Annotated in this window: 11 protein-coding genes; 7 read left to right on the forward strand and 4 right to left on the reverse strand. The window is 67.6% G+C overall.

The window, feature by feature from the left end:
* Positions 1–90: 90 nt before the first annotated feature.
* Both AC1DQR_RS28485 and AC1DQR_RS28490 read right to left on the reverse strand, forming a co-directional pair.
* Positions 91–1,923: a methyl-accepting chemotaxis protein gene (locus AC1DQR_RS28485; RefSeq protein WP_477134203.1), complete on the reverse strand. Its 1,833-nt coding sequence runs from the start codon at positions 1,921–1,923 to the stop codon at positions 91–93.
* 211 nt (positions 1,924–2,134) lie between these two features.
* Positions 2,135–3,034 (reverse strand): LysR family transcriptional regulator, encoded by a 900-nt coding sequence (locus AC1DQR_RS28490; RefSeq protein ID WP_174424729.1) that lies wholly within the window; start codon positions 3,032–3,034, stop codon positions 2,135–2,137.
* Positions 3,035–3,157: 123 nt separating this feature from the next.
* On the opposite strand from AC1DQR_RS28490, the gene AC1DQR_RS28495 reads away from it, so the two are divergent.
* From AC1DQR_RS28495 to AC1DQR_RS28525, 7 genes are all read left to right on the forward strand, one after another.
* The gene (locus AC1DQR_RS28495) at positions 3,158–4,129 is read left to right on the forward strand and encodes a tripartite tricarboxylate transporter substrate binding protein (RefSeq protein WP_416052200.1); all 972 of its coding nucleotides are present in this window, start codon (positions 3,158–3,160) and stop codon (positions 4,127–4,129) included.
* Positions 4,130–4,194: 65 nt separating this feature from the next.
* A complete protein-coding gene (locus AC1DQR_RS28500) occupies positions 4,195–4,944 on the forward strand; it encodes a PIG-L deacetylase family protein (protein ID WP_150988240.1) in 750 nt (249 codons plus the stop codon).
* A complete protein-coding gene (locus AC1DQR_RS28505; protein WP_416052201.1) occupies positions 4,941–5,654 on the forward strand; it encodes a 4-carboxy-4-hydroxy-2-oxoadipate aldolase/oxaloacetate decarboxylase in 714 nt (237 codons plus the stop codon). Before AC1DQR_RS28500 ends, AC1DQR_RS28505 begins: the two co-directional genes overlap by 4 nt.
* A gap of 93 nt (positions 5,655–5,747) precedes the next feature.
* The gene (locus tag AC1DQR_RS28510; RefSeq protein WP_416052202.1) at positions 5,748–6,698 is read left to right on the forward strand and encodes a LysR family transcriptional regulator; all 951 of its coding nucleotides are present in this window, start codon (positions 5,748–5,750) and stop codon (positions 6,696–6,698) included.
* A 182-nt stretch (positions 6,699–6,880) separates the two neighbouring features.
* Positions 6,881–8,308 (forward strand): FAD-dependent tricarballylate dehydrogenase TcuA, encoded by a 1,428-nt coding sequence (gene tcuA / locus AC1DQR_RS28515; protein ID WP_477134204.1) that lies wholly within the window; start codon positions 6,881–6,883, stop codon positions 8,306–8,308.
* Positions 8,295–9,467 carry a tricarballylate utilization 4Fe-4S protein TcuB gene (gene tcuB, locus AC1DQR_RS28520; RefSeq protein WP_477134205.1) on the forward strand — a complete coding sequence of 391 codons (1,173 nt, stop codon included), beginning with the start codon at positions 8,295–8,297 and terminating at the stop codon, positions 9,465–9,467. The genes tcuA and tcuB overlap by 14 nt, the downstream gene beginning before the upstream one ends.
* A gap of 140 nt (positions 9,468–9,607) precedes the next feature.
* On the forward strand, positions 9,608–10,585 hold the full coding sequence (locus AC1DQR_RS28525; protein ID WP_477134206.1) for a Bug family tripartite tricarboxylate transporter substrate binding protein: 978 nt from the start codon (positions 9,608–9,610) through the stop codon (positions 10,583–10,585).
* 66 nt (positions 10,586–10,651) lie between these two features.
* Here the strand turns inward: AC1DQR_RS28525 and AC1DQR_RS28530 are convergent, their stop codons facing one another.
* Both AC1DQR_RS28530 and AC1DQR_RS28535 read right to left on the reverse strand, forming a co-directional pair.
* A complete protein-coding gene (locus AC1DQR_RS28530) occupies positions 10,652–11,050 on the reverse strand; it encodes a Zn-ribbon domain-containing OB-fold protein (RefSeq protein WP_477134207.1) in 399 nt (132 codons plus the stop codon).
* A gap of 4 nt (positions 11,051–11,054) precedes the next feature.
* Positions 11,055–12,221, reverse strand: a complete 1,167-nt coding sequence (locus tag AC1DQR_RS28535; RefSeq protein WP_150988223.1) for a thiolase domain-containing protein — start codon at positions 12,219–12,221, stop codon at positions 11,055–11,057.
* Positions 12,222–12,293 lie beyond the last annotated feature (72 nt).

Below are 12,293 nucleotides of genomic sequence, written 5' to 3' on the forward strand. Positions count from 1 at the left end.
TTCTTCAATTGGCGACCGCCTGACGAAAAAAAGGGGGTTCAGCCGCCGCTGAACCCCCTTGCTTACCTGGCTCGCCGCTGCGTCAGCGGTTCAAGCCCCGGACCCTATCGCGCCGCCATGCGCCCTGGCCAGGCGGAACTGGCCTACCGCATCGGCCAGCTTGTTGGCTTGCTCATGCAGGAAACCGGCGGCCGCCGAGGCTTGCTCGACCAGTGCCGCATTCTGCTGCGTCGCCCCGTCGAGCTGGCTCACGGCCTGGTTGACCTGCGTGATGCCCACGCTTTGCTCGCTGCCGGCATTCGAGATTTCGAGCAGTACCTGCTCAACCTGCTTCACGCTGGCCACGATGCTGTTCATGGTCTCGCCGGCGTCCCGCACCAGCTCCGCGCCCGAGTCCACCTTGGCCACCGATTGGCTGATCAGTCCTTTGATTTCCTTGGCGGCCTGCGCGCTGCGCTGGGCCAGCGTGCGGACTTCGCCAGCCACCACGGCGAATCCGCGTCCCTGTTCGCCGGCGCGGGCGGCTTCCACGGCAGCGTTGAGCGCCAGGATGTTGGTCTGGAAGGCGATGCCGTCGATGACCCCGATGATGTCGTGGATCTTGGCGGAGGCGGTCGAAATCTCCTGCATGGTGGTCACCACGCGAGAGACGGCATCGCCCCCCCGGTTGGCGACCTGGGAGGCCGCGGCCGCCAGCTCGCCGGCGCGCACGGCGGCCTCGGCCGAGTTTTGCACGGTGCCGGTGAGCTCGTCCATGGCAGCCGCGGTCTGCTCCAGGCTGGCTGCGGCTTGCTCGGTACGCGAGGACAGGTCGATATTGCCCTGCGAGATTTCGGCGGTTGCCGTGCGAACCGATTCGCTGCTGTCCCGGATATCGATCAGCACCGTGGCGAGCTTGTCGGCAAACTGGTTGAACGCGCGGGCGATCTGCGTGACCTCATCGTTGCCGTCGGCCGGCAGGCGCTTGGTCAGGTCGCCGTGTCCGGAGCCGATTTCGTTCATCGCCTCGCGCACCTGGGACAGCCGCCGGAACGCAGAGGCAGTCATGACCGAGCCGACTCCCGCGGCGAGGAAGGCCACCGCCACCAGGGTCATGAACATGGCTTGCAGCACATTGCGCAGGCCGGCCAGGGCCTCGTCCTCATCCATGGCAACCACCACTTCCCAGTCGGAGTTCTTGACCGGCTCCGCATGCAGCAGCTTGGTGGCGCCCGCGATCTTGACTGCGAGGGGCTGCTCGGGATCCGACAGGCTGGCCAGGGCGTTCGCCGTCAGGTCGGCGGACAGATCGGTGGCCGGCTTGAGGTTGAGCTTGGCGTCCGGATGCGCCACGATGCGCCCGCTCTTGTCGGCCAGGAAGGCAAAGCTGGCCGGGGTGGGGTGGATGCCGTTTACGGTGGAGGTCACGGCGTCCAGGTTCACATCGGCGGCCACCACGGCCTTCAACTGGCCATTGGCCAGCACAGGCAGGGCCAGCGTCACCACGAGCTTCTTGGTCGCGACATCTTCATACGGCTGCGTGATGACCAGCTTGCCGGCGCTGACGGCGGCCTGGTACCACGGGCGGCCCGTGGGATCGTAGTCGGCCGGGATGCCGAGGTCGCGGGAAAACACCGCATGCTTGTCCGGGTAGCCCGCATAGGCCACGACAAAGCCGCCGGATTTTTCCAGCTGCGTGACCGCGGACATGGGATCGGTGGAAAGGCTCTCCGGGGATACGGCTTGCACCATGTCGGCCCGCGCGGTCAGCCACTCGGTGATGGCTTGCGCGTTGCCTTGGGTGATGGTGGCGAGGTTTTGCCGCAGCGTGCGTTCGTCGCTGTGCTTCGTGACTACGTAGGTGATGCCGGTGGATGCCGACAAGGCGGTGACAACGATGGCGACACAGGTCGCCGTAATGCGTGTACGGAGCGAGAGAAGCATGCGCGTTGGGTAGGGGGCGGTGGTTAAAAAAGGCCTCCGACAATTTTGTTGTCGGCCAGCATGCCCCGGCTAACGGAAGGCTGGAGAGGAACTGTAGGGCTGAAACGGCAATGTGCAGACATTTCGCCGCGCTAGTGCATGGCGGCGCCCCGCGGCGTGGTGAATACGCCGCTATTGCGCAGCGGGACTCAGTTTCCGCACCGTCCTTGCCTCAGCCGCCAACCTCAAAAAATGCCAGGAACCGACGCATGATGGGTGACAGCGCCCCGGTGCGATGCGCCACCAGCACCCGGCTGGTGGCATCCTGGCCAGCCAGTGGCCGGTACGTCACGCCGGGGATGCCGGTGCGCGCGTAGATCTCCGGCAGCACCGACACGCCGGCGCCGCTCGCTACCAATCCGATGATGGTGGTCGCCTCGCGCGCCTCCTGGCCGATGCGCGGGGCAAAGCCCGCCCGGTTGCAAAGCGTGGTGACGTGGTCGAACAGCCCGCAGCCCAGCCCGCGGGGGAACAGCAGGAAGGGCTGTGCGGACAGCGCGCCGATATCGATCCCGGCGTCGTCCACCGGGTTTGCCAGTGCGTGCGAGGCAGGCAGCACGGCGACCAGGCGGTCGGCCAGCACCTCGTGCACGGTGATGCTGGCGGGCGGGTAGAACTGGGGCGACGGTCGCAGGAAGCCAATGTCGATCTCACCTTTCTCCAGTCCTTGCAACTGCTGGCCGGTGGACATATGCACCAGTTCCAGCATGGCGCGCGGGTGGTCCACGCGGAACTGCTGCACCGCGCGCGGAAACGCATCCTGCATCGGCACCGAGGCGGTAAAGGCCACGCGGATCTCGCCCGCCTCGCCGGCGGCCACCTGCCTGACCACCTCGCGGGCCTGCTCCAGGTTGGCCAGCGCCGCCCTGGCCTTGTCCAGGAACAGCGTGCCCGCCGGCGTCAGCGCCACATGATGGCGGGAGCGGTCCAGCAGCGGGCTGCCGAGCTCGTCCTCCAGCGCCTTGATCTGGGTGCTCAGCGGCGGCTGGCTGATATGGAGCTTGCGCGCGGCCTCGCTGAAGCTCAGCGCTTCGGCCACGGCAACGAAATAGCGGAGTTGGCGGAAATCCATTGCTTATATCGAAGTGCAATAACAAGGGGTTCGAAAACGTATTGGACAGTATCACGGCAGCTGCCCAGAATGCACGCAAACGGCTTTGAGCCGCACCACAAATTGCACCATCAGGAGACAACCATGCTGCGCCGCCCCTACCTTGCCGGCTTCCTGGCCGCCGCGCTCTCGCTGGCCGCCAGCGCCGCCAGCGCCCAGACTTACCCGGCCAAGCCGATCCGGCTGGTCGTGCCTTATGCCGCCGGTGGCGCGGTGGACATCGTGGCGCGCTCGGTCGGGCAAAAGATGAGCGTGCTGCTCAAGCAGCCCATCATCGTCGACAACCGCCCGGGCGCCAGCACCAATATCGGCATGGAGGCCGTGGCCAAGGCCGCGCCGGACGGCTACACCATCATGATGGCGTCCAATAGCCTGGCCACCAATGCCGCGCTGTTCGCCAAGCTGCCGTTCGACCCGGCACGGGATTTCACGCCGGTGGCGCGCGTGGGGCAGGCCTCGCTGGTGCTGGTGGTGCCGGCAAAATCCAGCGTGACGTCGCTCAAGGGCCTGGTCTCCCAGGCGCAGGCCCAGCCGGGCAAGTTCAGCTATGCCTCGGCCGGCAACGGCAGCTCGGGCCATCTCGCTGGCGAGCTGTTCAAGGAAGCGGCGCACATCGACGTGCTGCACGTGCCTTACAAGGGCGGCGCGCCCGCGATCACCGACCTGCTGGGCGAGCGCATCTCGTTCATGCCAATCAACCCGCTCGAAGTCATCACCCATATCCGCGCCGGCACGCTGCGCGCCATCGCGGTGGCAAGCGACCAGCGCACGCCGCTGCTGCCGGACGTGCCGACCTCGCGCGAGCAAGGCTTGCCGGGCTTCACCGCCTCGGTCTGGTGGGGGCTGGTGGCGCCGGCCAAGACGCCGCCGGCCGTGATCCATGAGCTCAATACCGCCGCCAATGCCGCACTGGCCGACCCCGATGTGCGCAAACAGCTCGCGCAACTGGGCGTAACCATCCTGCCGGGCACCCCTGAAGCTTTCGGCCAGTTCGTGCGAGGCGAAACCGCCACCTGGAACGGCGTCATCCGCAAGGCGGGCATCACGGCCGACTGAGGCCTCACGCGCATCCGACGATCCGACGATCCAATACGACCCAACAAGATCCAAGAGAACCCCCCATGTCCGACATCCAAGCCCAAGCCCAGCCGGACGCGCAGCGTCCCTCGATCCTGGTGGTCAGCGCGCACGCCGCCGATTTTGTCTGGCGTGCCGGCGGCGCCATCGCGCTGTACGCCGAGCGCGGCTACAACGTCAAGATCGTCTGCCTGTCCTTTGGCGAGCGCGGCGAGTCCGCCAAGATGTGGCGCCAGCCGGGCATGACCATCGAGCGCGTCAAGGCCGCCCGGCATGAAGAAGCGCAGCAGGCCGCCGACATCCTGGGCGCGACGCTGGAGTGCTTCGACCTGGGCGACTACCCCATGCGCGTGACCGATGCAGCGCTGCTGCGCCTGGCCGATCTCTACCGTGCGCTGCGGCCCGAACTGGTGTTGAGCCACTCGCGCGAGGACATCTATAACTTTGACCATCCGCTCGCCACGCACGTCGCGCAGGAAGCGCGGGTCATCGCCCAGGCGCATGGCTACAAGCCCGAGGTGCCGGTGATCGGCGCGCCGCCGGTGTTCCTGTTCGAGCCGCATCAGCCTGAGCAATGCAACTGGAAGCCCGACGTGCTGCTCGATATCTCCTCGGTGTGGGAAAAGAAGCAGCGCGCCTTCGCCACCATGGCGGCGCAGGAACACCTGTGGGAGTACTACACCCGCGTGGCGCTGCAGCGCGGCGCGCAGGCCGCGCGCAACTCCGATCGCAAGGTGAAGTACGGAGAAGGCTATGCACGCGTGTTCCCGCAAGTCGCACAGAGCCTGTCATGAAGACCATCGCCTATCGCAACATCCTGCGCGCGGCCGCCGCTGACATTGACGCACTGGGCACCGCCGGTGTCGCCACGGTGCACGAGGCGCAGCGCCGCACCGGGCTGATGAAGCCATACATGCGGCCGATCCAGTCCCGTGCCGCCATTGCCGGCAGCGCCGTGACGGTGCTGATGCATCCCGGCGATAACTGGATGATCCACGTCGCGGTGGAGCTGGTACAGCCCGGCGACGTGCTGGTGGTGGCGCTGGTCAGCGACTGCACCGATGGCTTGTTCGGCGACTTGCTGGCCACCTCACTCAAGGCGCGTGGCGCGCGCGGCCTGGTGATCGACGGCGGCGTGCGCGATGTGGCCACGCTCAATGCCATGGGCTTCCCGGTCTGGTCGCGGGCGGTTTCGGCGCAGGGCGCGGTCAAGGAAACCGTGGGCGCGGTCAATGTGCCGGTGGTCTGCGCCGGTGCCCACGTGCGGCCCGGCGACGTGATCGTGGCCGACGACGATGGCGTGGTGGTGGTGCCGCGCCCGCTCGCTGCCGAGACCGCGCGCCGTGCCGCCGAGCGCGGTGCCATGGAGGAGGGCAAGCGCGCTACGCTGGCCGCCGGCGTGCTGGGGCTGGACATGTACCAGATGCGCGAGGCGCTGGCGGCCAAGGGCCTGGTGTATGCCGACCAGACCGTGGACTGGTACAGCGGCTTCGACGAAGCCTGACCGGGCGGCCACCGCCGGTTCGCGATCTGGTATAAGCGTCGCAGACACAAATCCAGACACGATTCCAGACACGAATCCAGGCCGGGGAACCCGATGGAACTGCGCCAGCTTCAGTATTTCGTCCGCGTGGTGGAGCTTGGCAGCATGAGCCGCGCGGCGCTCGACCTCGATATGGTGCAATCCGCCATGAGCCAGCAGATCAGCCGGCTGGAGAGCGAGCTGGCCACCCGGCTGCTGCGCCGGACCACGCGCGGCGTGACGCCCACCGAGGCCGGGCTGGCCTTCTTCCGCGAGGCGCAATTGGCGCTGCGCCATGCCGAGCAGGCCAAGCGCGCCGCCCACCATGCGCGGCTGTCCGGCACGGTCAGCGTGGGGCTGGCGCCCACCACGGCTTCGGTCATCGGCGTGCCGCTGATGCGCGCCATGCGTGAGCGCTACCCGGATGTGCGCCTGCATATGGTGGAGAGCCTGTCCGGCCACCTCGGCGCCATGCTCAACGCCCGCCAGCTCGACCTGGCCGTGCTGTTCGACACCGTTGTGGCGCGCCGCTGGAGCGTGACGCCGCTGCTTGAGGAAACCCTGTTCTTGATCCGCTCGCGCCGCGCGCTGCCGGCCGAGGTCGACGCCGAGGCGCCGCTGCGGCTACGCATGGCGCAGTTGCGGGACGTGCCGCTGATCATGCCCACCGGCCTGCATGGGCTGCGCAGCACGCTCGATGCCGCCTTCGCCCGCGTGAAGATCGTGCCGCAGGTGGTGCAGGAGGTGGATTCCCTGGCCATGCTGATGGACGCCGTGGACCTCGGGTTTGGCGCCACCCTGCAGCCCTGGGCCGCGGTGGGGCGCTATGCCGATGCGCAGGCGCGTTTCCACCTGGCCGAGATCGCGGACCCCAAGGTGCGGCGCCAGAACGTGCTGTGCAGCCTCTCCGACGACGAACTATCGCCCGCCGCGCTGGCCTTGCGCGTGGTGCTGGCCGACTGCGCCCGCGAACTGGTGCGCTCCGGCGCCTGGCGGGGGGCACGGCTGCTTGGGCCGGAGCGATGACGCACGTGCCCCGGGGGGTATCACGATTCGTGATGCCCCCATGCGATCCGGGGGCTTAGCAGGACACCAGCGGGCCGCTACAGTGCGGGCATCCCCACCGGAATCCTCATCGTGCTGTCCATCATTCAAATCCTGGAGCCGTCCCTGCCGGCTTTCCCGAGCCTTGCCCGAGGCGCGCGCCCATGATCGACGTCCTGGTTATCGGCGGTGGCAATGCCGCCCTGTGCGCGGCCCTGATGGCGCGCGAAGCCGGCGCCAGCGTGCTGCTGCTGGAAGCCGCTCCGCGCGAGTGGCGCGGCGGCAACTCCCAGCACACCCGCAATCTGCGCTGCATGCACGACGCGCCACAAGACGTGCTGGTCGAGGCCTATCCCGAAGAGGAATACTGGCAAGACCTGCTCAAGGTCACCGGCGGCCTGACCGACGAGCGCCTGGCCCGCCTGGCCATCCGCGCCTCGTCGACCTGCCGCGACTGGATGCGCAGCCACGGCGTGCACTTCCAGCCGCCGCTGTCAGGCGCGCTGCATGTGGCGCGCACCAATGCCTTCTTCATGGGCGGCGGCAAGGCGCTGGTCAACGCGTACTTCCGCAGCGCTGAAGCCCTTGGCGTCAAGGTGCGCTACAACGCCCCGGTGGACGCCATCGAGCTGGACGGCGGGCGCTTCAAAGCTGCTCGCATCGGCAGCGAGCGCATCGAGGCGCGCAGCTGCGTGCTGGCCGCCGGCGGCTTCGAGTCCAACCGCGCATGGCTGCGCGAGGCCTGGGGCCAGAACGCCGATGGTGACTGGCCGGCCGACAACTTCCTGATTCGCGGCACGCGCTTCAACATGGGCGTGCTGCTCAAGTTCATGATCGAAGCCGGCGCCGACGCCATCGGCGACCCTTCCCAATCGCACTGCGTGGCCATCGACGCGCGCGCGCCGCTGTACGACGGCGGCATCTGCACGCGCGTGGACTGCGTCTCGCTGGGCGTGATGCTCAACCGCAATGCCGAGCGCTTCTACGACGAAGGCGAGGATTTCTGGCCCAAGCGCTACGCCATCTGGGGGCGGCTGGTCGCGCAGCAGCCCGGACAGATCGGCTATTCGATCATCGACGCCAAGGCCGTGGGCCGCTTCATGCCGCCCGTGTTTCCGGGTGTGCGCGCCAACACGCTGCCGGAACTGGCGCGCCGGCTCGGGCTGGACGAGGCCACCTTCATGCGCACCATCGAGGCTTACAACGCGGCGTGCCGCGTCGGCACCTTCGACCACACCGTGCTGGACGACTGCCACACCGAGGGCATCGCCCCGGCCAAGACCCACTGGGCGCGGCCAATCGATACCGCGCCGTTCTTCGGCTACGCCCTGCGCCCCGGCATCACCTTTACCTACCTCGGCCTCAAGGTGAACGAGCACGCCGCCGTGCACTTCGGCGGCAAGCCCAGCGCCAACCTGTTCGTTGCCGGCGAGATGATGGCCGGCAACGTGCTCGGCAAGGGCTATACGGCAGGTGTCGGCATGGCCATCGGCACCGCCTTCGGGCGCATCGCCGGCACCCAGGCCGCCGCCGCCGCGCTCGGGCGGCCAAACCACAACGCATTCCAGGAAGAGCAGCATGCAACATCTTGAAGCGCTGACGCGCGAAGCGGCGGCGCTGGCCCAGGGCGCGCTGCCGCTCACCGGGGACGAGGCCGAGGTGGGCCGCGTCATGCAGATCTGCAATGCCTGCCGTTATTGCGAAGGTTTTTGCGCCGTGTTTCCCGCCATGACGCGCCGGCTGGAGTTCGGCAAGGCCGATATCCATTACTTGTCCAACCTGTGCCACAACTGCGGCGCTTGCTACCACGCCTGCCAGTACGCGCCACCGCACGAGTTCGCGGTCAACGTGCCGCAGGCCATGGCCAAGGTGCGGGTCCAGACATACTCCGACTACGCCTGGCCCGCCGCCCTCGGTGGCCTGTACCGCCGCGCCGGCCTGGCCACCGCGCTGGCGCTGGCAGCCGGGCTGGCGTTGTTCCTGGTGATGGTGCTTGCCATGCGTGGCAGCCTGCTGCACGCACCGCTGGCCGGCAACTTCTACGCCATCTTCCCACACAACCTGCTGGCGGCGATGTTCGGCCTGGTGTTCGGCTGCGCGGTGCTGGCGCTGGGCGTGGGCGTGACGCGCTTCTGGCGCAGGGTCTCGCCCGGCGAACTGCAAGGCGAGGCGCGCGGCCCGGCCATCGGCGGCGCCGCGCACGATGCCTTGCGGCTGCGCTACCTGGACGGCGGCCACGGCCAGGGCTGCAACAACGCGGACGACGCGTTCACGCTGTGGCGCCGGCGCTTCCACCATTTCACGTTCTATGGCTTCATGCTGTGCTTTGCCGCCACGGCGGTCGCCACCCTGTACCACTATCTGCTGGGCCTGCACGCACCGTATGCGCCCACCAGCCTGCCGGTGCTGCTGGGCACGGCCGGCGGCATCGGCTTGCTGATCGGCCCGGCGGGCCTGCTCTGGCTCAACCTGAAGCGCGACCCGCGCACCGGCGATGCCGCTCAGAAGCCGATGGACCGCGGCTTTATCGCGCTGCTGTTTTTCACCAGCCTGACGGGGCTGGCGCTGCTGGCCTGGCGCGACACCGCGGCCATGGCGCTGCTGCTGGCGGTGCACCTGGGCGTGGTGATGGCGTTGTTCCTGACGTTGCCTTACGGCAAGTTCGCGCACGGCATCTACCGCAGCGCGGCGCTGCTCAAATGGAATATCGAAAAACGCCGGCCCAGCAACCTGGCGCTTGGCTCGGACTGAAATCCGCGGCCACGGCCGGATCAGCGGGCCGGAGCCGCCTGCATAGGGGGCAACAGCGCCGCCGGCCACCCGCATTGTCGTAGCGACTGCCATCCCCTCCCGATACCCATTCGAATACACGAAATACACAGGAGACATCCATGAAGCGAATCTGCACCTTTGGCATCGCGGCCTGCGCGCTGGCCGCGGCCATGCTGGCCCTGCCAGCCGGCGCCCAGGAGTATCCGGCCAGGCCGATCACCCTGGTTGTGCCGCACCCCGCTGGCGGGACATCCGACATTCTTGCCCGCACCGTTGCCGCGGAGATCGGCAAGACCCTCGGGCAGACCGTGCTGGTGGACAACCGGGGTGGGGCCAACGGCACCATTGCCGCCAAGCAGGTTGCGCAGGCCGCGCCAGACGGCTACACCTTGTTGCTGGCCACCGCCAGCACGCACGGCATCAATCCCACGCTGTACCGGAAGATTTCCTACGATGCGGCGAAGGACTTCGCACCCGTCGCGCTGCTGGCCACCGTGCCGAACGTGCTGGTGGTGGGCAAGCGCGTTCCGGTCCGGAACCTGCCTGAGTTGACCCGCTACATCAAATCGAAGGCGGGAGGGGCCAATATGGGTTCGGCCGGCGCCGGCACGCCGGGGCATCTGGCGGGTGAGATGTACAAGGATGAGGCAGCATTGTCATTCCTGCATGTGCCCTACAAGGGCGGCGCGCCAGCCATTACGGATCTGGTTGGCGGCCAGATAGATTTCATGTTTACCACGGTGCCGGCTGTGCTGCCGCATATCAAGGCGGGTGCGGTGCGGGCACTGGCCGTGACCTCGCCGGCGCGCAGTGCGGCGCTGCCCGCTGTGCCGACCATGGCGGAATCGGGACTGCCGGGTTTCCAGGCCGTGTCGTGGCATGGCGTGGTGGCGCCTGCCGGTACGCCGCCGCCGGTGCTGGACAAGCTGAGCAAGGCGATTGCCGCAACTCTGGTCGTGCCCGAGGTCAGGAAGCGGCTGGCGCAGGAGGGAGCCGAAGCCGGCACGCTTACCCGGGCGGACTTCGGCAAGTTCATCGTCGCGCAGATCGGCACCTGGGGCAGCGCGGTCAGGTCGTCCGGAGCCAGCGTGGACTGATGGGGACTGACACCCCATGTGAATGGCGCCGCGGCTTGGCCGCGGGCCTTCTTGCGTTGATGCCGCTCAGCGCGGCGTGAAGGTAGGCACCGGCGGCCCGTCGTCCGTTGGCGTGAACGTCAGCTTCACTTCCTGCCCGATGCGCACGGTATCCAGGTCGCAATCCACGATGTTGGTCATCATGGTCACGCCTTCTTCCAGCGTCACATAGGCAATGCAGAAGGGCGTGGGGCCGGCACGGCGGGTGACGCTGAACGAGTAGATGGTGCCCCGTCCCGAGGCCTGCTTCCATTCGGTCTCGCCCATGCAGAACGGGCACAGCGTACGCGGGTACCAGTGGGGCTTGCCGCAGGATTTGCAGTGCTTGACCAGCAGGCGGCCAGCGCGGGCGGCTTCCCAGAACTCGGTGTTGTCCGGGGCAACCTGCGGCGCTTTGAGGGGAGTGGTAGTGTAAGGTGTGCTCATCTTATTACTCCCGTTCCAGGATGACGGTGGCGCTGCCGTGGCGCGAGCCGAGGTAGCCGCCGGTGCCTTGAGCCAGGGCCAGGTCGCAGTTCTTGACCTGCACGGCGGGATGGGCTTCGCCGCGCAGCTGGCGCACCGCTTCGATCACCTTAGTGATGCCGCCGCGGTTGGCCGGGTGGTTGTTGCACAGACCACCGCCGTCGGTGTTGAAGGGCAGCTTGCCCACGCCGGAGATCAGGTTGCCGTCGGCCACGAACTTGCCGCCTTCGCCCTTCTTGCAGAAGCCCAGGTCTTCCAGCTGCATCAGCACGGTGATGGTGAAGCTGTCGTAGATCGAGGCGTACTTGATGTCGGACGGGCGGATGCCCGCCTCTTCAAACGCGATCGGGCCGGAGATGGCGGCGCCCGACCAGCTCAGGTCCACCATGCCGCCGAGCTGGCCTTTGACGGCTTCGCCGGCGCCGCGGATCTTCACCATGGGGCGCTTGAGCTTGGCCGCGATTTCCGGGCGGGCGACGATCAGCGCGCCGCCGCCGTCGGACACCACGCAGCAGTCGAGCTTGCGCAGCGGATCCGAGATCATCGGCGAATTCAATACGTCCTCCACCGTCACCACATCGCGCAGCATGGCGTGGGGATTGTGCTGCGCGTGGTGCGAGGCCGCTACCTTGATCCAGGCAAGCTGTTCGGCGGTGGTGCCGTACTGGAACATATGGCGCATCGCCACCATCGCGTACAGGTTCACGGTCACCGGGCTGAACGGCGCCTCGAACGGCTGGTCGGGCAGGTTGGCGCCCCAGTTGCGCGCCTGCGTGCCGCTCGAGCCTTCCGAGCGCGGGCGGCCTGCCAGCGTGATCAGCGCCACATTGCACTTGCCGGCGGCGATGGCCTGCGCGGCGTGCGAGACGTGGACGATATACGCCGAGCCGCCGGTATCGGTGGAGTCGACGTGGCGCACCTTCAGGCCGAGGTAATCGACCATATTGAGCGCGCCAAGGCCAGGCGCGTCACCCGCGCAGAAGTAGCCGTCCACGTCCTGCAGGGTGAGGCCGGCGTCCTCCAGCGCGCCCTTGGCGGATTCGGCGTGCAGTTGCGCGACGGATTTGTCCGGTGCCTTGCGGGTCGGGTGCTCGTAGGCCCCGACGATATAAGCCTTGCCGTTGATGCTCATGGGTCTCCCTAGTTGTTGTCCCGGGTAAGTTGGTGTGCGGTGATGATTATGGAATATGGACTATGGAATATG

The organism is Cupriavidus sp. 05L411 (genome assembly GCF_056398045.1).